The 19,612-nt window shown below is 69.9% G+C and carries 15 protein-coding genes; 10 read left to right on the top strand and 5 right to left on the bottom strand.

Features of this window, described 5'->3' with window-relative positions:
• Positions 1-91 precede the first annotated feature (91 nt).
• From NW895_RS34355 to NW895_RS34310, 10 genes are all read left to right on the top strand, one after another.
• The gene (locus NW895_RS34355) at positions 92-2,476 is read left to right on the top strand and encodes a phosphoketolase family protein (protein WP_289940697.1); all 2,385 of its coding nucleotides are present in this window, start codon (positions 92-94) and stop codon (positions 2,474-2,476) included.
• Positions 2,477-2,606: 130 nt separating this feature from the next.
• Entirely contained in the window at positions 2,607-3,299 is a 693-nt protein-coding gene (locus NW895_RS34350; protein WP_289940696.1) for a response regulator transcription factor, read from the top strand.
• 159 nt (positions 3,300-3,458) lie between these two features.
• Complete coding sequence (gap, locus tag NW895_RS34345; RefSeq protein WP_289940695.1) at positions 3,459-4,487, top strand: type I glyceraldehyde-3-phosphate dehydrogenase; 1,029 nt, start codon at positions 3,459-3,461, stop codon at positions 4,485-4,487.
• Between the two features lie 17 nt (positions 4,488-4,504).
• Positions 4,505-5,515 (top strand): 2-hydroxyacid dehydrogenase, encoded by a 1,011-nt coding sequence (locus NW895_RS34340; protein WP_289940694.1) that lies wholly within the window; start codon positions 4,505-4,507, stop codon positions 5,513-5,515.
• Between the two features lie 26 nt (positions 5,516-5,541).
• The gene (locus NW895_RS34335) at positions 5,542-6,534 is read left to right on the top strand and encodes a nitroreductase (protein ID WP_289940693.1); all 993 of its coding nucleotides are present in this window, start codon (positions 5,542-5,544) and stop codon (positions 6,532-6,534) included.
• 210 nt (positions 6,535-6,744) lie between these two features.
• On the top strand, positions 6,745-7,689 hold the full coding sequence (locus tag NW895_RS34330) for a universal stress protein (protein WP_289940692.1): 945 nt from the start codon (positions 6,745-6,747) through the stop codon (positions 7,687-7,689).
• A 24-nt stretch (positions 7,690-7,713) separates the two neighbouring features.
• Positions 7,714-8,736 carry a zinc-dependent alcohol dehydrogenase gene (locus NW895_RS34325; RefSeq protein WP_289940691.1) on the top strand — a complete coding sequence of 341 codons (1,023 nt, stop codon included), beginning with the start codon at positions 7,714-7,716 and terminating at the stop codon, positions 8,734-8,736.
• A 5-nt stretch (positions 8,737-8,741) separates the two neighbouring features.
• Positions 8,742-9,620, top strand: coding sequence for a universal stress protein (locus NW895_RS34320; RefSeq protein ID WP_289940689.1), 879 nt, complete (start codon positions 8,742-8,744; stop codon positions 9,618-9,620).
• Between the two features lie 133 nt (positions 9,621-9,753).
• A complete protein-coding gene (locus NW895_RS34315) occupies positions 9,754-9,993 on the top strand; it encodes a hypothetical protein (protein WP_289940688.1) in 240 nt (79 codons plus the stop codon).
• Positions 9,994-10,009: 16 nt separating this feature from the next.
• Positions 10,010-10,558 (top strand): flavodoxin domain-containing protein, encoded by a 549-nt coding sequence (locus NW895_RS34310; RefSeq protein WP_289940687.1) that lies wholly within the window; start codon positions 10,010-10,012, stop codon positions 10,556-10,558.
• A 130-nt stretch (positions 10,559-10,688) separates the two neighbouring features.
• Here the strand turns inward: NW895_RS34310 and NW895_RS34305 are convergent, their stop codons facing one another.
• The 5 genes from NW895_RS34305 to NW895_RS34285 form a co-directional block, all read right to left on the bottom strand.
• Positions 10,689-12,242: a long-chain fatty acid--CoA ligase gene (locus NW895_RS34305; protein ID WP_289940686.1), complete on the bottom strand. Its 1,554-nt coding sequence runs from the start codon at positions 12,240-12,242 to the stop codon at positions 10,689-10,691.
• Positions 12,243-12,328: 86 nt separating this feature from the next.
• Positions 12,329-14,002, bottom strand: coding sequence for an aromatic amino acid ammonia-lyase (locus tag NW895_RS34300; protein WP_289940684.1), 1,674 nt, complete (start codon positions 14,000-14,002; stop codon positions 12,329-12,331).
• A 28-nt stretch (positions 14,003-14,030) separates the two neighbouring features.
• Positions 14,031-14,240, bottom strand: coding sequence for an MbtH family protein (locus tag NW895_RS34295; protein ID WP_289940683.1), 210 nt, complete (start codon positions 14,238-14,240; stop codon positions 14,031-14,033).
• A 186-nt stretch (positions 14,241-14,426) separates the two neighbouring features.
• Positions 14,427-15,671, bottom strand: coding sequence for a crotonyl-CoA carboxylase/reductase (ccrA, locus tag NW895_RS34290; RefSeq protein ID WP_289940682.1), 1,245 nt, complete (start codon positions 15,669-15,671; stop codon positions 14,427-14,429).
• 32 nt (positions 15,672-15,703) lie between these two features.
• A partial coding sequence (locus NW895_RS34285; protein ID WP_289940680.1) for an amino acid adenylation domain-containing protein occupies positions 15,704-19,612 on the bottom strand: 3,909 nt, incomplete at its 5' end.

Genomic DNA, 19,612 nt, shown 5'->3' with positions numbered 1-19,612 from the left:
GGCCCTGTCGGGTACCCGGGAGCCCGCGGAGGGTGGGAACAACGGACCGTACGCACCTCCGACCGACACCCCGACCCGGGAAGGGACCCCCATGTCCGTCGACACCCGGCAGGCGCCCGCCGCGCCGGCCGACGAGGAACTGAAGGCGCTGGACGCCCACTGGCGCGCGGCCAACTACCTGTCCGTCGGCCAGATCTACCTCATGGCCAACCCGCTGCTGACCGAACCGCTGCGGCCCGAGCACGTCAAGCCACGGCTGCTCGGCCACTGGGGCACCTCGCCCGGCCTGAACCTCGTGTACACCCACCTCAATCGGGTGATCACATCCCGCGACCTGGACGCCCTGTGCGTCTGGGGCCCCGGCCACGGGGGGCCGGCCGTGGTGGCCAACTCCTGGCTGGAAGGTTCGTACACGCAGACCTACCCGGACGTCACCCGGGACGCTGACGGCATGGCGCGGCTCTTCAAACAGTTCTCGTTCCCCGGCGGGGTGCCCAGCCATGTCGCACCCGAGACGCCGGGCTCGATCCATGAGGGCGGCGAGCTGGGTTATGCGCTGTCGCACGCGTACGGTGCCGCCTTCGACAACCCCGGACTGCTGGTCGCCTGCGTGATCGGCGACGGCGAGGCCGAGACCGGACCGTTGGCGGCGTCCTGGCACTCCAACAAGTTCCTCGACCCCGTCCACGACGGCGCCGTCCTGCCGATCCTCCACCTCAACGGCTACAAGATCGCCAACCCCACGGTCCTCGCTCGGCTCCCCGAACCCGAGCTCGACGAACTGCTCCGGGGCTACGGCCATGATCCGATCCATGTCACCGGCGACGACCCAGCAGCTGTCCACCGCGCCATGGCGGGGGCCATGGACACCGCCCTGGACCGCATCGCCGCGATCCGGCGCGCCGCGCGCGAGGACGGTGTCACCGAGCGGCCGTACTGGCCGGTGATCGTACTGCGTACCCCGAAAGGCTGGACCGGCCCGCCCGAGGTCGACGGCCTGCCGGTGGAGGGCACCTGGCGCTCCCACCAGGTCCCGCTGGCCGCGGTACGCGACAACCCCGAGCACCTGCGCGCTCTGGAGGCGTGGCTGCGCTCGTACCGTCCGGAGGAACTGTTCGACGAGCACGGAAGCCCTCGCCCGGACGTGATGCTCTGCATCCCGGAGGGAACCCGCAGGCTGGGCGCCACGGCGCGGGCCAACGGCGGGCTGCTGCTGCGCGAACTACCCCTGCCGCCCCTGGAGAAGTACGCCGTCGAGGCCGACAAGCCCGGCGCCACCACGCATGAACCCACTCGTGTGCTGGGCGACATGCTCAAGGACGTCATGGCGGCCACCGCCGACCGGCGTGACTTCCGCCTGGTCGGCCCGGACGAGACCGCCTCCAACCGTCTGCAGGCCGTCTACGCCGCCAGCGGCAAGGCCTGGCAGGCCCGCACCCTGGAGGTGGACGAGCACCTCGACAGGCACGGCCGGGTGATGGAGATCCTCTCGGAACACACCTGCCAGGGCTGGCTGGAGGGCTACCTGCTGACCGGCCGGCACGGGCTGTTCTCCTGCTACGAGGCGTTCGCGCACATCGTCGACTCGATGGTCAACCAGCACATCAAGTGGCTGCGCGTGACCCGGCGCCTGCCGTGGCGTGCCCCCATCGCCTCGCTCAACTACCTGCTGACGTCGCATGTGTGGCGCCAGGACCACAACGGCTTCTCCCATCAGGACCCCGGCTTCGTCGACCACATCCTCAACAAGAGCCCCGAGGCTGTACGGGTCTACCTGCCGCCGGACGCCAACACCTTGCTGTCGGTCGCCGACCACGCCCTGCGCAGCCGGGACTACGTGAACGTGATCGTGGCGGGCAAGCAGCCCTGTTTCGACTGGCTCTCCATGGAACAGGCCAGCGCCCACTGCGCCCGCGGCGCCGGCATCTGGGAATGGGCCGGGACCGAGGACGGCCGCCGCGAACCGGACGTCGTGCTGGCCTGCGCGGGCGACGTGCCGACCCAGGAGGTGCTGGCGGCCGCCCAGTTGCTGCGCCGGCACCTGCCCGAGCTGGCCGTGCGGGTCGTCAACGTGGTCGACATCGCCCGTCTCATGCCGAGCGAGGAACACCCGCACGGCATGAACGACTTCGAGTACGACGGCCTGTTCACCGCCGACAAGCCGGTGATCTTCGCCTACCACGGCTATCCCTGGCTGATCCACCGCCTGGCCTACCGCCGTACCGGACACCAGAACCTGCACGTACGCGGCTACAAGGAGATCGGAACCACGACCACACCGTTCGACATGGTCATCCGCAACGACCTCGACCGCTACCGCCTGGTCATGGACGTCATCGACCGCGTCCCGGGCCTGGCCGTGCGCGCCGCGGCCCTACGGCAGCGCATGGAGGACGCACGCCTGCGCCACCACGACTGGATCCGCGTCCACGGCACCGATCTCCCGGAGGTCGCCGACTGGACCTGGGACGGCTGACCCGCATGCTCCGAAGGAAACAGGGCCGATCGGCCCTGGCCTTTCGGCCCGGGAACGGGAAGGGTCATTCCGTGGAGCCGATGAGTCCTGCGGGGACACCGGCGCGGACAGCGGACCGAGGAGTACTTCAATGGCTGACGGCGAGCGGCCCGGCCCCGACAACCCGATCCGGGTCTTCCTGCTGGACGACCACGAGGTGGTGCGGCGCGGAGTGCACGACCTGCTGAACGACGAGCCGGACATCACCGTGGTCGGTGAGGCGGCCACCGTCGAGCAGGCCCTGGCACGCGTCCCCGCTCTGCGCCCGCAGGTCGCTGTCCTCGACGTGCGCCTGCCGGACGGCGATGGTGTCACGGTGTGCCGCGAGCTGCGCTCGAACATGCCGGACCTGGCCTGCCTGATGCTGACCTCGTTCGACGACGAGGAGGCACTGCTGGATTCGATCATGGCGGGCGCCTCCGGCTACGTACTGAAGCAGATCCAGGGCTCCGACCTGGTGTCCGCCGTGCGCACGGTGGCCCGCGGCCAGTCGCTGCTCGACCCGAGCGCCACCGCGAAGCTCATGGCCAGGCTGCGCGGCGGGGAGCAGAAGGAGGAGCCGGACGCCCTGCCGGGACTGACCGACCGGGAACGGGAGATCCTCACGCTGATCGGTGAGGGGCTGACCAACCGGCAGATCGGCCGGCGGCTGTACCTGGCCGAGAAGACGGTGAAGAACCACATCTCCCGGCTGCTCGCCAAGCTGGGAGTGGAGCGGCGCGTCCAGGCGGCCGTGATCGCCACCGAGGCACGGGACCGACTGCGGCACCGGGAAGGCCGCTGACCCGACGCCGGGGCACCGCGGCCCGCGGAGCCGACGACCCGGCGGGGCCGAAGGTCCCTCGGTTCGCCCCCGTCCGGCCCATCCGCCTCCCGACGGTTCGCCGCAGGCTGGCAGTGCGTCTCCGGAACACACCGGACGCCGATCGGGAGGATCACGGACATGAGCGTGCGCGTGGGCATCAACGGCTTCGGCCGCATCGGACGCAACTACCTCCGCTGCGCCCTGGAGCGCACGCAGAGCGGGACCGGCACTCCGGTGGACGTCGTGGCGGTCAACGACATCACCTCACCGGCGGCGCTGGCCCATCTGCTGGCGTACGACTCGACGTATGGCCGTCTCGGCCGCCCTGTCGAGCACGACGAGACCTCCCTCACCGTCGACGGGCACCGCATCGCGGTCACGGCCGAGCGCGACCCGGCCGCACTGTCCTGGGGAGACCTCGGGGTGGACGTCGTCATCGAGTCGACCGGCCGCTTCCGCAGCCGCGAGCAGGCCGGAGAGCACCTGAAGGCGGGGGCCCGCAAGGTGCTGCTGTCCGTGCCGGGCAAGGGCGTCGACGCCACCGTCGTGATGGGCGTCAACGAGGGGACGTACGACCCGGAGCACGACCACGTCCTCTCCAACGCCTCCTGCACCACCAACTGCGTCGCCCCGATGGTCAAGGTGCTGGACGAGTACTTCGGCATCGTCAAGGGTCTGATGACCACCATCCACGGCTACACCAACGACCAGGTCGTGCTCGACGGCCCGCACAAGGACCTGCGGCGTGGCCGCAGCGCCGCCGTCAACATCATCCCCACCAGCACCGGAGCGGCCCGCGCCGTCGGCCTGGTCCTGCCCGAGCTGGCCGGCGCCCTGGACGGTGTCGCCGTACGCGTGCCCGTCGAGGACGGCTCGCTGACCGATCTCAGCGTCATCCTCGACCGGGAAGTGAGCGCGGAGAAGGTCAACGCGGCGTTCCGGGAGGCCGCCGACGGGCCCCTGAAGGGCGTGCTGCGGGTGTCCGACGCCCCGATCGTGTCCCGGGACGTCGTGGGCGACCCCGCCTCGTGCGTCCTGGACGCCCCTCTCACGCAGGCGCACGGTGAGCTGGTCAAGCTCTTCGGCTGGTACGACAACGAGTGGGGCTACACCAACCGGCTGCTCGACCTCACCGAGTACGTCGGGGCACGCCTTCCGCGGAACTGACTGTCGAAGGAGGGCACGTGGAGATCGTCGCCTACGGTGTCCTGGCGGACGAGGAGACCCTGCTGCAGCAGGCATTCGACCGTGTGTTCGCGGGTCACCACGCACTGCGGTGTCTGAGGATGTTCCTGGACCGGGACACCGCCCCCACCGCCGTGGGCCACGAGGTGGTGCTCAGCAGCGTCAACGACACCCTGGACGCCCAGGTGCTGCGGGCCTTGGCGGACGGCGGAACCAGGATGATCGCCCAGCGGTCCACCGGCTACAACAACATCGACCTGTCCGTGGCCGAGAAGCTCGGGCTGACCGTCGCCCGGGTCTCGTACTACTCGCCGTACTCGGTCGCCGAGTTCGCCTGGGCGCTGGCCCTCGCCGTCAACCGCAGGCTCGTCCGGGCGGCCCACCGCACCAGGGAGTTCGACTTCCGGCTCGACGGTCTGATGGGCCGCGACTTCCGCGGCCGTACGGCCGGAGTGGTGGGAACCGGAAAGATCGGCGCCGCGTTCGCCCGGATCGCGCACGGCTTCGGCATGCGGCTGCTGGGCTGGGACATCGCCGAGAACCCCGACTGCGCGGCTCTCGGCATGCGGTACGTCCCGCGCGAGCGACTGTTCGCCGAGTCCGACCTGGTCAGCCTGCACGTGCCGCTGCTGCCGGACACCCACCACCTGGTGGACGCCGAAGCCCTGGCGCTGATGAAGGACGACGCGATCCTGGTCAACTCCAGCCGCGGCGGCCTGGTCGACACCGACGCGCTGCTGGCCACGCTGCGCGCGGGGCGGCTCAGCGGCGTCGGTCTGGACGTGTACGAGGAGGAAGCCGGCGTGTTCTTCCTCGACAAGTCCCTGGAGGTGATGACCGACGAACGCCTCGCACGGCTCATGACCTTCAGCAACGTCCTGGTCACCTCGCACCAGGCGTACTTCACCCGGGACGCGGTCGGCCAGATCGCCGAGACGACCGTGGCCAATGTCGAGGACTACGTCGCGGGCCGTACGGGTGACAACACCCTCGTCCGTCCGCCCGAGTGAGGCCCACGGCGGAAAAGGAGATTGCCATGGCCATACAACCCCTCGGCGTGAAAACCGTGACCACCTTGGTCGCGGAAGCCACAGCAGCCCCATCCCTGCACAACGCTCAGCCGTGGAGCTTCCGCTTCGTCACCGGCGAGAACCTTCTGCTGCTGCGCGCCGATCTCGACCGGGCCCTGCGCCGCGCCGATCCTGGCCACCGGGCCCTGCACATCGGGTGCGGGGCGGCACTGTTCAACCTGCGCGTCGCCGCCGCGCACGCCGGGTCGGCACCACAGATCCACCTGCTGCCCGAGCCCGCGGATCCGCTGCTGCTGGCCGCCGTACGCTTCGACGGCCCTGCTGGACGGGCCGAGGACGACGACCTTGCGCGGCTGCATCCGGCGATCGGACAGCGGCACACCAGCCGCTACCCCTTCGACGAGAAGAAGATCCCGGAGGACCTGCGGTCCGCACTTCGGGAAGCGGCGGCCCGGGAGGGCGCCGAGTTGCTCTTCCCGGGGCCCTGGCACGTCGAGTCCCTGCTGGAACTGGTCCACGACGCGGAGAGCCGCGACGCTCTGGACGCCGGCGGAAGAGAAGACCTGCACCGCTGGACCAGGCTCGGACCGGAGGCGGACGTCGCCACCGACGGCGTCCCCGAGTACGCGTTCGGGCCCCGTCGGAGCAGCGGGAAGGCTCCCCTCCGCGACTTCGCCGGACGACGGCCGGTGGCCGACCGCGGCACCACCGCCTTCGAGCAGCATCCGCACCTGGCGCTGCTGAGCACCCGCGGCGACACGCCCGCCGACTGGCTGCTCGCGGGGCAGGCGCTGGAGCGCGTCCTGCTCGAAGCCACCCTGGCCGGCCTCGCCACCTCTCTCACGTCCCACCCACTGGAGACTCCCGACCTGCGCCTGCTGGCCCGGGACCCGCTGTCGGGGACAGGCCATGTGCAGATGGTGCTGCGCATCGGCCACGGACCCCACGGCCCCGCGACACCGCGCCGTCCGATCCGGGACGTCCTCGACATCGCCTAGTGCCGACGGAACGCTCCGAGGCACAAGAACCGCTCCAGCTCCGGCCTTGTGGGCTCCCCACGGTGCACGGCCGGGCCTCGCCACCGGGACGGCTCGGGCAGGCCGGTAGGGCCGTCCGGCCCCTGAGGCGGGCCCTGCGGCCCCTGCACACCCCCTCCTTCTCGGCTTGATCCTGAGACCCCATCCCCCAGACCTCAGGAGGTACGCACCATGTCCCGCACCGTCACCGTGGGTCTCGACGGCTCGCGTGAGAGCCTGGCCGCCGCCGAGTGGGCGGCCCGCGAGGCGACGCTCCGCGCGCTGCCCCTGCGCATCGTCACCGTCTGGGAGCCGGTCCCCGAGCCCATGGCACAGGCGCCCCTCCTGGGGGCCGAGACCCAGCAGCACTGGAGCGAGCGAAGCGAGACGGGGGTACCCCCGGCCGAAGGCTGGGGGAGGATTCCCCGGGAGGCCGCCTCCGGTCTCCGGTCGCGTCATCCGGGCGTCGAGATCACCGTCGAGCAGCCGGCGGGCCGGGCGAGCGAGGTGCTGGCGGAGGCGGCGAAGGAGTCCGATCTGCTGGTCCTCGGTTCGCGTGGACTGAGCGGGATCGGCGGTTTCCTGGTCGGCTCCGTCGGACAGGCCGTCATCGCGCGCGCCGAGGGGCCCGTGGTCCTCGTACGGGCGTGGGAGCAGGCCGCCGACGAGCACGAGATGGACCCGGTCGGCATCCCGTCCGCCGCGACCGGTTTCCGGCCCGTCGTACTGGGCCTCGACACCGACGGGCCGGACGACACGGTGATCGCCTTCGCCTTCGAGGAGGCCGCCCGCCGCACGGCCTCGCTGCGCGTCGTCCACGGCTGGAACCTCCCGCCCTACTTCGCGTACGGCCTGCCGGCGGACCCCGGGCTGAACGCGGAGCTGGGCCGACAGGACGCCGCCGCGCTGGCCGCGGTGCTGCGCCCGTGGAAGGAGAAGTTCCCGCAGGTGGCGGTCATCGAGGAGTCCCGCTCCGGCAGCCCCGCGAACCACCTGGTCGACGCCTCCCGCGAGGCCTCTCTGGTGGTCGTCGGCCGCCGGATCCGCCGCAGCCCCTTCGGCATCCACATCGGCTCCGTCACCCACGCCGTCCTGCACCACGCCACCGCGCCCGTCGCCGTCGTCGCGCACGACTGACGCATCCCGAGGAGGGTAGAGATCATGAAGGCAGCGGTCGTACGAGCCTTCGGTGAGCCCCTGGTCATCGAGGAGCGCCCTGACCCCGAGCCGGGCCCCGGCCAGGTCCGCATCCGGGTCGAGGCCTCCGGACTGTGCCACACCGACATCCACGCCGCGCACGGCGACTGGCCGGTCAGGCCGAACCCGCCCTTCGTGCCCGGCCACGAGGGTGTGGGCCTGGTCGAGGCCCTCGGGGAGGGAGTCACCCACCTCTGCGTCGGACAGCGGGTCGCCGTCCCGTGGCTCGGCAAGGCCTGCGGGCGGTGCGAGCACTGCCTGTCCGGCTGGGAGACGCTGTGCGAGCAGCAGATCAACACCGGGTACGGCTGTGACGGCGGGTATGCGGAGAAGATGCTGGCCTGGGCCGACTTCGCCCAGCCGGTGCCCGAGGGGATCACCGCCGTGGAGGCCGCCCCGCTGACCTGCGCGGGCGTGACGACGTACAAGGCCCTGAAGGTCGCCGACGTCAAGCCCACCCAGCTCGTCGCGATCTCCGGCATCGGCGGACTCGGCCACCTCGCCGTGCAGTACGCGAAGATCGCCGGAGCGACCGTCGCCGCGATCGACGTCACCGACGACAAGCTCGACCTCGCCGCCGACCTCGGCGCCGACCTCGTCATCGACGCCCGCAAGCACGACGTGGGCGAGGTCCTCAAGCGGCACGGCGGGGCGCATGCCGCCATCGCGCTCGCCGTGAACGAGGCCGCGTTCACCGCGGTCAACTCCGGGCTGCGGCGCGGCGGCAAGCTCGTCATGGTCGCCCTGCCCGCGCACGGCACCATCCAGGTCCCGATCTTCGACACCGTCCTGAACGGCACCTCGGTGATCGGCTCGATCGTCGGCACGCGGCAGGACCTCGCGGAGGTCTTCCAGCTCCACGCGGCCGGACGCACCAAGGTCATCTGCGAGACCCGCCCGCTCGCCTCCGTCAACGAGTCGATCGACGCCGTGCTGAGAGGCGAGATCAAGGCCCGGATCGTCTTCGACCTCGGTACGGGTCGGTGAGCGCCATGGATCTCGAACGTCCCCTGGTCGTCGGAGTCGACGGCTCCGAGCCGAGCATGCGGGCCGTGGACTGGGCGGCCGACGAGGCCGCCCTGCGCGGGCTGCCGCTGCGTCTGGTGTACGCCTCGTTGTGGGAGCGCTACGAAGGCGCCGCACTCGCCCACGACCTCGGCGATCCGTCCGAGCAGGTGCCGGCCGAAGACATCGTCGCGAGCGCCGCCCGGCGAGCCCGTGCCCGTCGACCCGAGGTGCAGGTGTCCACTGAGGTGGTGCCCGAGGAGCCGGAGTACGCACTGCCGAGGGAGGGACGGTACGCCACCGCCCTGGTGGTGGGCACCCGTGGCCGCAGCGGCCTCGCCGAGGCGCTGCTGGGCTCCGTCGGTCTGACCGTGGCCGGCCACGCACACTGCCCGGTGGTCGTGGTGCGCGGCAGCCACGACGACCAGGCGGTCCCCGGGACCCACCGCCGCATCGTCGTGGGCGTCGGTGACAACGCGAAGGACTCGGCGGCCGTGCGCTTCGCCTACGAGGAGGCGCGGCTGCGCCGGGCGCGGCTGGAGGCCGTACGGGCCTGGCGGTGTCCGGCGCACGGGACCACCGCCCATCCCCGGCCGGCCGGTGAACCCGCCCGCCTGCACGAGGAGCGCGCCGTGGAGGCGCTGGAAACCGCTCTGCACGACGCCCCGCCTGACGTGGAGGTGCACCGGCGCACCGCCGAGGGCCATGCCCGCAGGGTGCTGGCGGACGCCTCGTACGACGCCGACCTGCTGATCGTCGGCGCCCGGCGCCGCCGCGGCCACTACGGGCTCCAACTCGGCCGCGTCGCCCACGCGGTGCTGCACCACTCCTCCTGCCCGGTGGTGGTCGTGCCCGAGGAAGCGTGACCGGGGGGCGAGTGGGGGCAGGCGTTCAGCCGACCCCGGGTCCGCGCCCAGCTCGCCGACGGCACCACCGTGCGCATCCGCCCGGTGGCGCCCGACCGGGGGCCGGTGCAGGGTTTCTATGAGGAGAGGCGTCGTGCGAGAACCACGAGATGACCACGAAGGCCACCGGCGTCAGCACCCGCCAGCACAGGCCGCCCAGGCGAACGCCCGTACCGCCGGCCGGCTGCCGACCGGACAGCCGGTCACCGTGCGCACCCAGGACACCGTCGTCGAGGCCGCCTGCCATCGACGTCTCCGGCCCCATGGAACGCAGAAGCGAGACGGGATCGCCGTCTCCCTGACACGCCGGATCGACGGCGTGGTCAAGCTGTGAGAGGAGGCGGACCGCCATGCCCAGCAGCGTGCTGGTCGCCTATGGAACAACGAACGGATCGACCGCCCAGATCGCGGAGGCCATCGCCGAAGTCCTGTCCAAGGAGGGACTGACGGCCGAGGCCCGGCCCGCCCAGTCGGTGGAGAGTGTGGCGCTCTACGACGCGGTCGTGGTCGGCGGTGGACTGTACGCCGGGCGCTGGCAGAAGCACGCCCGCCGCTTCGTCCGCCGCCACCGGCGCGCCCTCGCCGAGCGCCCGCTGTGGTTCTTCAGCAGCGGACCGCTCGACGCCTCGGCCTCGGAACGGGACATCCCGCCCGTGCGCGGCGTGCGCAAGGCCATGCTCCGGCTCGACGCCACGGAGCACGTCACCTTCGGTGGCTGCCTGGAGGAGGGCGCGAAGGGATTCATCGCCCGCAAGATCGTGGAATCCGGGAAGGGCGGCGACTTCCGGGACTTCGCCGTGATCGAGGCCTGGGCAGCGCGCATCGCGGACGCACTCGTCGCCCCCTCGGAGGAGGGCGGGGCCACCCGGGCCAGGGGCGGGGAAGGAGGCGGTGACTGACGACGCTCGTGGGGCGGGTGCCGGTGCGTCGGAGATGTCGAGGTCCACTACGGCTGCTATCGCCCAGGCATTCGTCTGGGCGGGGAATTCATATCGGCGACAGAAGTCCCGAACACGCCGGCCTTCACGGTCACCGGGTGGCTACCGCAGTGCGCCGGTCCGTCAACTGGCTGCGCAGAAGCGGCTTGTCCATCTTTCCGGTGCCATTGCGGGGAATCCGGTCGACGATCAGAAGTTCGGTCGGGAGCTTGTAGCGGGCCAGACGTTGTCCGGCGAAGGCCCTGACGCCCTCCAGGCTCGGAATCTCAGTGGTGCCTGGCATGAGGGAGACGAAGGCGGTGACCGCCTCGCCCCAGCGATCGTCAGGCCGGCCGACCACTGCCGCCTCCGCAACGCCCGGTAGATCCGTCAGCACATGCTCCACCTCCGACGGGAAGACGTTCTCACCGCCTGTGATGATCATGTCCTTGATGCGGTCCACCACGTACACATAGCCCTCGTCGTCCAGATAGCCCACGTCTCCGGTGCGGAACCAGCCGTCCGCGGTGATGGCCTCTTCCGTGGCTTCCGGACTGTTCCAGTAACCGGGCGTCACATTCGGACCGCGCACCCACAGTTCACCCCGCACGTCCGGTCCGGCGTCGTCGCCCGCACTGTTGGGGGCTACCACCCGCAGCTCGGTGTACGGCATGGGCAGTCCTGCCGAACCGAGCTTGGCCAGGGTGTCCCTCGGCGGGAGATAAGTGGCGAAAGGCGCCGTCTCTGTCAGGCCCCAGGCCTGCTGGAGCAGCACGCCGTGCTGCGCGTACCGGTTGATCAGACTGGGTGGTACCGGTGCTCCGGCGACCACCGCGGTACGCAGTGCGGAGAAGTCGGTCTCGGCGAACTGCGGCAGCGCCGCCAGCGCGGCGAACATGGCGGGCACCGCGAACAGCCCCGAAACGCGATGCGTCTGCAAGTCGCTGAGGCACTGCTGTGCATCGAAGCTCCGATGCACGACCACGGTGCCGCCGCGGACCAGTGTGCCCAGGGTCAGCGCGTTGAGTCCGCCGATGTGGAACATTGGCGCGACGGCCAGGGTGGTGTCGTCGTGCCGGCAGTCCAGCGCGGACCACACGTTGACCTGGTTCCACCACAGGTTTCCCTGGGTCAGCATCACTCCCTTGGGACGGCCGGTGCTTCCGGACGTGTACAGCAGGGCGGCCAGGTCTCCCGCGGCCAGTGGCGTCGGCTGGGCGGCCGGGGCAGAACCCGAGTCGGCGGCCGACGCCGGAAGCCAGGGCCGTCCCGGCTGGTCGCCTATGGGGAGCACCAGCGCCTGCCCGGCGAGCGCCGCCGACTTACGCCTGCCGTCCTCCACGACCAGCGCGGCCGGGGCGCAGTCGTTCAGCACCAGCGCGGTCTCCTGATCGGTCAGCCGGTGGTTCACCGGTACGAAGACCGCGCCGAGCCGGGCACAGGCCAGGAAGGTCGCCAACAGGGCAGGGCTGTTCAGCCCCAGATAGGTCACGCGCTCGCCCCGGCCGACCCCGCCCGCCGCCAGCAGTGTCGCGAGGGTCGCCGTCTGAGCGTCGAACTCGGCATAGCTGACACGGTCGGGCCCGTAGACGAGCGCCGTCGCGTCACCCTGCCGCAGGGCATGGTGCTGCACCGCGAGCGCGGGGCTGATGTTGACCTCTGGCATCACGACTTCCCGGTCTGCCCCGTCGGCCACACCGGCCGACAGCGGACACTGTTGATGGTGACGGACTGGTAGCTGGACGTACGGGCTCAGTCGGTGAGCTCGGCCGTCACAGCCCGGCGAAGCTCGCCCGAGGCGATGAGCCGCGACACCAGCTCGATCTCCGTGTCCAGCGGACGGTCCCCGTCGAGGTGCGGCGAGTACTTGCGAACCAGCTCGTAGGCGATGCGGGTCGGGCGGCTGAGCGAGTCGGGCCCGCGCAGGTCCGCCGCCTGGCACAGCGCCATCAAGTGGATCGCGGCGATGTTCCGCACCAGGCCGCCGACCGCGTAGGCGTCCCGGCTCGCGATGGTGCCCATGCTGACCTTGTCCTGGTTGTGCGCCTCGGTCGACCGGGAGAAGGAGCTGGCGGGCATCGTCCATTTCAGCGCCTCCGCAGCCAGCGCGGAAGCGGTGATCTGCATGCCCTTGAAACCGTGGTGCAGTCCGGCACGGCGGTCGTCCGGGGCCACCCGGGGAATGAGGTTCGGGGTCAGCCCGTTGTTGAACTTCTCGTCGACCGTCAGCTCCAGCTGGCGGTCGAGCAGGTCCCCCAGGCCGGCGACGGCGGTCTTGAGAGCGTCCATGGCAAGACCGACGTGTCCGCCGTAGAAGTTGCCGCCGCTGCGGACGACACCGGCCTCGACATCGAACAGCGGGTTGTCATTGGCGGAGTTGATCTCGGTCGTGATCCACTGCTCCGCCCACTCCAGCGTGTCGCGAACCGTACCGGTGACATGGGGTGCGCATCGGATCGAGTAGCGGTCCTGGATCGGCTGGTCGAGCTCACGGAAGTCGGCACCCCCCGCGACCGGCGCCGGCCGTTCGACGTTCGCGTCGAACGAAGCGGAGCCGCTCAGCAGCCGCCGAACCAGGGTCGCGCTCTGCCGGACTCCCGTGTGCGGCTTGTGCTCGAACAGGAAGTCGGCGAAATGACCCGGATTGCCGCGCAGCACCTGGCTGGTCAGCGCGGTGCACAGGTCGGCGGCGAAGGCCAGCTCGGCCGCGTCGCGCAGGGCCAGGACGGCGAACCCCGACATGAACGACGTGCCGTTGACGAGTGCCAGACCCTCCTTCGCGACCAGTTCGACGGGCGCCAGACCGTGTTCCACCAGCGCCTGGTCGGCCGGCTTGCGGATCCCCTGGTACGTGGCCTGCGCCTGGCCGGTCAGCAGGCCGGCCAGGTAACTGAGGGGTACCAGGTCGCCGCTGGCACCCACCGACCCGCGCTCCGGGATGACCGGCAGCAGATCGAGGTTGAGACAGTCGATCAGCAACCGGACCAGCTCGGGGCGCACCCCGGAGGCACCCCGGGCCAGGCAGTTCGCCCGCACCAGCATGGTGGCCCGGACCACCTCGTCCGGGGCGGCGGGACCGACACCCGACCCCAGGAAGCGGATGAGGTTCTTCTGCAACTCGGCCGCCTTGGCGTCCGAGATCTGCCGGGTGTTGCTGTCGCCGAAGCCGGAGGTCACACCGTAGATCGGTATCCCCGACGCGGTCAGCTGATCCTTCAGCCGACGTGACTGCGCCATCCGGTGGCAGGAGTCGGCGGAAAGCGTGACGCGCGGCCGCTCGGTGCTGCGAGCCACGGCCGCCACCTCGGCTGCCCGCAGCCCGTAGCCGTCGATGGAGATCTCGTCGGTGCGCTCCAGGGGGTCGAGCGACTTCAGCAGACCATTCGGCTCGGCCGAACTGGATTCGGCGGCAAAGAGATTCGACATGGTGAAAGTCCGTTTCGGGGGGCGGACGTCAGTCGGCCATGGCCTCGATCAGGCTCTTCGGGCGCATGTCCGTCCAGTTGGCGTTGATGTAGTCCAGGCACGCCTTGCGGTTGTCGGCCGAGTGGACCACCGTCCAGCCATCCGGGATCTCGCAGAAGGCCGGCCAGAGCGAGTGCTGGTTCTCGTGGTTGACCAGCACGTGGTACGAGCCGTTCTCGTCTTCGAAGGGATTGGTCATCGCGGAGACCTCTTTCCTGAGGACTGGGTGTCGGTGGGGCGCGGGCCCGAAGGGCGGTAGGCGGGCTCCACCCATGCGGTTGTGCGCCGCCCGCCGCGATGGTGATCAGTCTTACGGCCCCATGTGGCACGGGGCACCACAACCAGCTGTCAGGACCTCGCCCCGACAGCTAGTTGCCATCCACCGTCAGCCGGGCAGGCCGACCAGACCGGGGTGCGCGGCTCCGATGAGGATCGCCTGGTTGCCCGCCGGATGGCGGTTCTCGTACATCACCTGATGGACGTCCGCGGTGCGCTCGAACGGCACGGCCGCAGACAGGCATGGATTGAGCCCGCCCTGTGCGGCCAGCTCCGTCACCGCCCTGAACTGCGAGGTGTTCGCGCCGTGGGAACCTTGCAACCGCTTCTGCCGCATCCATAGGAAGCGCAAGTCGACGTCCGCACTGTAACCGCTGGTTCCACCGCAGGTGACCACCATGCCGGCGTTGTCGCAGACGTACATCGACGTCGGGATGGTGTCCTCGCCCGGGTGCTCCAGGACGATCCGTGGGGAGCGGCGCTCGCCCAGGACCTCCCAGATCCGCCGGCCGAAACCGCGCAGCCCCGACAGCCATCGCGCGTACGCGGCCTCCTCCGAGGCGGAGGGGATCCGGCCCCAGTGGTCGAACTCCTTCCGGTTGATCACCCCCTTGGCGCCCAGTCGCAGGCAGTGCTCTTCCTTGGACGGGTCCGAGACCACGGCGACCGGGATGCCGCCGAACTGCCTGACGATCTGGATCGCCATCGAGCCGAGCCCGCCGGCGCCGCCCCAGATCAGGACCGGGTCGCCCGGCTCGACAACATGGGGCTGCCAGCCGCGCAGCTGCCGGTACACGGTGGCCGCCGTGAGCAGGAAACAGCCCGCCTCCTCCCATGTCAGCTGAGGCGGCTTGGGATGGCACTGGTACTCGTCGAGCACCGTGAACTGGGCGAAGGAGCCGTAGTTGGACTCGTATCCCATGGCCAGCGCCGAGGAGGAGGTCATCGGATCGGCACCCATCCGGATGTCGGCCGCCCGCTCGTCCCAGACCACCGGCGCGATCACGATGTGATCGCCGACCGAGACCTGGCTGACCCCCTCGCCGACGGCCCAGACGATGCCCGCGCCGTCCGATCCGCCGATGTGGAAGTCCTCCTGGGCGCCCGCCTTCTGCCGGGCACCGATCACGTCCACCGGACTCCCCAGTGCGGCCCAGACGTTGTTGTAGTTCACCCCTGCGGCCATCACCAGGACCAGCACCTGGCCGGGCCCTGGCTCCTGCACCTCGGTGACCTCGATCCGAATCGCCTGCTCCGGCTCGCCGTAACGCTCCTGCCGGATCATCGCCGCATGCATGTACGGGGGGACTTCGCCCAACGGAGGAAGCTCGCCCGGTCGGTAGATCTCCCGCATCTTCAGTTCTCCTTGCCTAGTCGTCGATCGGATCAGCGGGATGTCGCCGAACGCTCGTCGCAGAGCTGGAGGCTCTTGGCGACGGTCCGGCCGATCTGCCGCAACGGCGCCGAATCCATCATTCTGTCGTGTGTCGCGGACACGTGGTGAAGCTCGACCCCTCTGGTCAGGTAGGGCGCCCAGGAGTCCACCGGCTTCGGACCCTCCGACGCGTCGCGCTCCGCGACGAACAGCGTCAGAGACCCATCGAATTTCTCCGGGGTGAAACGGTCCGCCAGCCGGATGTGATTGCTGAACACGGTGACGAAGTCCTCGACATGTCCGGCGAGCGCGCTGCCCATGCCCGCCCTGTCGGACCGCAGCCACTCCTCGACGCGGTCCAGGTCCGGTTGCTCCCCGGAAGGGGGCGCATAGCCGACCATCTCGGCCAGCCCTGCCAGAACCGCCTCCCCGGACGGCGGAGCGTCCTCCCCCCTGGCGGCGGGTTGAGGATAGGAGTCCAATACTGCCAGCAGGTCGACCTCCGCACCCGACTGCTGCAGCTGGGTGGCCATCGCCTGGACGACCAGACCACCGAAGGACCAGCCGAGCAACCGGTAAGGTCCGCTCGGCTGGACGAGTCGTATCCGACGGACGTAGAGCGCGGCGATCTCCTCGACGCTGTCCTGAAGCCCGCCCCCGGAGTATCCCGAGGCCTGCAGGGCGTACACCGGGTACTCAGCGGGGATGTGCCGGAGCAACTCGGCGTAGCGCCAGCCCAGGCCGCCGCCGGCGTGGACGCAGAAGAGACCCGGCCGTTCACCCGTGGGCCGCAGTGGTAGCAGACCGGAGAAGGCGTCCTCGCTCTCGTACGGCCGAGCGTGTTCTCCGGTGAGGAGGTCGGACAGGCCCGCAACCGTCGGAGCCGCGTAGAGATGGCTGATGGGCAGCTGGGTCCCGAAAGCGGACCTGATCCGGGTGACCAGACGGGTGGCGAGCAGGGAGTTGCCGCCGAGTTCGAAGAAGCTCTGGTCGATACCGACCAGGTTGTGTCCGAGGACCGCCGAGAACATTTCGCAGAGGGTCTCCTCCTGCGCCGTGCGCGGAGCGCGGCCTGAGGTGGAGAGGCCGCCGACCGGAGCGGGCAGTGCTCTCTGCTCGAGCTTGCCGTTCGGCGTGAGGGGCAGCTGCTGAAGCGTCACGAAGCCCGACGGGACCATGTAGTCGGGCAGGGTACGCGCGGCGTATTCACGGAGGCCGTCCAGATCGAGAGTCCGGCCCTCGGCGGGAACGAGGTAGGCGACGAGGCGTTTGTCTCCGGGCTGGTCCTCACGGACCACCACCACGGCCTGGGCGACCGCCTGATGGTGAGTCAGAGCTGCCTGGACTTCTCCGAGCTCGATGCGGAAGCCGCGGATTTTGACCTGTTCGTCTGCGCGGCTGACGTAATCGAGGGTGCCGTCGGTGCTCCAGCGCACCAGGTCGCCGGTGCGGTACATGCGGCTGCCCGCCGGGCCGTACGGGTCGGCTACGAAACGCTCGGCGGTGAGGTCGGGGCGGTTGACGTATCCGCGGGCCAGTTGGTCGCCGGCGAGGTAGAGCTCGCCGGTCACGCCGACGGGCGCGGGCTGGAGGTAACTGTTCAGGACGTAGGTCCGGACGTCGCCGAGGGGTCGGCCGAGCGGCAGGTTGTCGGGGACCTGCGCCACATCCGTCATCGGGTGCTTGGTGGCGAAGACGGTGGTCTCCGTGGGGCCGTAAGCGGCGGTGACGACGGTGTCCGGGCAGGCCCGCAGGACCCGTCGGACGGCTGCGGCAGAGCCGATCTCGCCGCCGGTGGAGACTTCACGCACAGTGGCGAAGGCGTGGGGGCGCTCCTCGGCGAGGAGGCGGAACAGGCCGGTGGTGGCGAACAGTCGGGTCGCACCGGTCTCGGAGAGTCGGGTGGCGAAATCGTCGATGTCGAGGTCGCCGGGTGGCGCGATGTGGACTTCGCCGCCGCGCAGGAGGGTGGCCCAGACTTCCCAGGTCGAGGCGTCCCAGGCATGGGGGGAGTGGAAAAGGACGCGTTCCGGTTCGTCGTCGGGGGACGTGTGGTAGTGGTCCGCGCCGACCATCCGCAGGATGCTGCGGTGGGAGATCTCGATGCCCTTTGGGCGGCCGGTGGAACCGGAGGTGTACATCACGTACGCCGACTGGTCCGGATGCGTCCGGGGAGCGGTCGTGGCAGCGCCTTCGGCCGGTGCCTTCGTCACCAGCCGCACCGTCGGCCCGAAGTCGACCGTGGGGGCTGAGCCGTCGGTCAGTACGAGTTTGGCGCCGGTCTCGTGCACCAGCTCGGTGAGGCGGTCGGAAGGGGAGCGGGTGTCCAGTGGCACGTAGCATCCGCCGGCCTTGAGTACGGCCAGCTGTGCCACCAGCAGGTGGGCTGAGCGTTCCTGGAGGACGGCGACGCGGGACTCCCGGCGGACTCCCAGCGCGGTGAGGTGGTGGGCCAACAGGGTGGCCTCGGCGTCGAGTTCGGCGTACGTCAGACCGGTGTTCCCGCACCGCACGGCGGTCCCGTCCGGAATCTGTGTGGCCACCTCGCTGAACCGGCCGTGAACCGTGCCCGACTCCGCTTCCGGAATCCGCTCCTTCCACGCATCGACAAGGTGTCGGCGTTCCACGGCGGAGAGGGGGCTGAGTTGTGCTGTGGGGAGGGTTGGGTTGGTGGTGATGGTGTCGAGGATGTTGGTGAGGTGGTCGGCGATGGTGATGACGGCTTCGGCCGTGAAGCAGTCGGGCCGGTAGTCGAAGCGGAGCTGGAGGGTGTCGTCGGTGAGGGAGGCGATGACGTTGAGCGGGTAGTGGATCCCGTCATGCCCCTCGACGCCGGTGATCGTGAGACCGGGGGCGAGGGTGGCCAGGCCGTCACGTTCGACCGGGTAGTTCTCGAACGCGAAGGTGGTGTCGAAGAGTTGTTTGATTCCGATGGTGTTTTGGATGTCGGTGAGGCTGGTGTGTTGTTGGGGGAGGAGCTGGGTGTGTTGGTGCTGGGTGCGGTTGAGGAGCTGGTTGAGGGGTTCGGTGGCGGTGATGGTGGTGTGTACGGGGATGGTGTTGATGAAGAGTCCGATCATGGACTCGATGCCGGGGATGTCTGTGGGGCGGGTGGAGACGGTGGTGCCGTGGGTGATGTGGGTTTGGCCGGTGTGGTGGTGGAGGAGGAGGGCCCAGGCGGTTTGGAGGATGGTGTTGGTGGTGAGTTTGTGGGTTTTGGCGTGGTGTTGGAGTTGGGTGGTCTGGGTGGGGGTGAGGGTGTGGTGGTGGGTGTGGGGTGTGGTGGTTGCGGTGGTGGTGTGGGGGTGTATGCGGGTGGGTTCGGTGAGGGTGTTGAGGTGGTCTTTCCAGGTGGTGAGACTGGTGGTTTTGTCTTGTTGGTGGAGCCAGGTGAGGTATTCGCGGTAGGGGGTGGTGGGGGGGAGGGGGTTGGTGTTGCCGTTGGTTGTGTAGAGGGTGAGGAGTTCGCGGACCATGAGGGGCATGGACCAGCCGTCGAGGAGGATGTGGTGGTTGGTGATGAGGAGGTGGTGGGTGGTGGTTGTGAGGTGGATGAGGGTGAGGCGGATGAGTGGGGGTTTGGCGGGGTCGAAGCGGTGTTGGCGTTCCTGGTTGGTGATGTGGGCGAGTTGATCTGTTTGTTGGGTGGGGGTGAGGTGGGTGAGGTCGATTTCGTTGAGGGGGATGTGGGTGGTGGTGGGGATGATTTGGATGGGTGGTTTGTTGGGTCGGGTGTGGAAGGCGGCGCGGAGGTTGGGGTGGCGTTGCAGGAGGGCGTGGGCGGCGTTGTGGAGTTGGGTGGTGTTGAGGTGTCCTTCGAGTCGGAGGGCGAGTTGGGTGGTGTAGACGTCGGGGCCGTCGGTGTCGTAGAGGGCGTGGAAGAGCAGGCCTTCCTGCAACGGCGACAGCGGCAGAACGTC

The sequence above is a fragment of the Streptomyces sp. S.PNR 29 genome (assembly GCF_030386795.1).
GTDB lineage: Bacteria > Actinomycetota > Actinomycetes > Streptomycetales > Streptomycetaceae > Streptomyces.
This window is presented reverse-complemented; position numbering and strand designations above follow the sequence as displayed.

What these genes read in the sequence shown, in the direction of transcription:
- NW895_RS34330 (WP_289940692.1), top strand. Translation starts at nt 6,745, where the DNA reads ATGTCCCGCACCGTCACCGTGGGTCTCGACGGCTCGCGTGAGAGCCTG.
- NW895_RS34300 (WP_289940684.1), bottom strand. Translation starts at nt 14,002, where the DNA reads ATGTCGAATCTCTTTGCCGCCGAATCCAGTTCGGCCGAGCCGAATGGT.
- NW895_RS34305 (WP_289940686.1), bottom strand. Translation starts at nt 12,242, where the DNA reads ATGCCAGAGGTCAACATCAGCCCCGCGCTCGCGGTGCAGCACCATGCC.
- ccrA (WP_289940682.1), bottom strand. Translation starts at nt 15,671, where the DNA reads ATGCGGGAGATCTACCGACCGGGCGAGCTTCCTCCGTTGGGCGAAGTC.
- gap (WP_289940695.1), top strand. Translation starts at nt 3,459, where the DNA reads ATGAGCGTGCGCGTGGGCATCAACGGCTTCGGCCGCATCGGACGCAAC.
- NW895_RS34310 (WP_289940687.1), top strand. Translation starts at nt 10,010, where the DNA reads ATGCCCAGCAGCGTGCTGGTCGCCTATGGAACAACGAACGGATCGACC.
- NW895_RS34295 (WP_289940683.1), bottom strand. Translation starts at nt 14,240, where the DNA reads ATGACCAATCCCTTCGAAGACGAGAACGGCTCGTACCACGTGCTGGTC.
- NW895_RS34355 (WP_289940697.1), top strand. Translation starts at nt 92, where the DNA reads ATGTCCGTCGACACCCGGCAGGCGCCCGCCGCGCCGGCCGACGAGGAA.
- NW895_RS34350 (WP_289940696.1), top strand. Translation starts at nt 2,607, where the DNA reads ATGGCTGACGGCGAGCGGCCCGGCCCCGACAACCCGATCCGGGTCTTC.
- NW895_RS34325 (WP_289940691.1), top strand. Translation starts at nt 7,714, where the DNA reads ATGAAGGCAGCGGTCGTACGAGCCTTCGGTGAGCCCCTGGTCATCGAG.
- NW895_RS34335 (WP_289940693.1), top strand. Translation starts at nt 5,542, where the DNA reads ATGGCCATACAACCCCTCGGCGTGAAAACCGTGACCACCTTGGTCGCG.
- NW895_RS34320 (WP_289940689.1), top strand. Translation starts at nt 8,742, where the DNA reads ATGGATCTCGAACGTCCCCTGGTCGTCGGAGTCGACGGCTCCGAGCCG.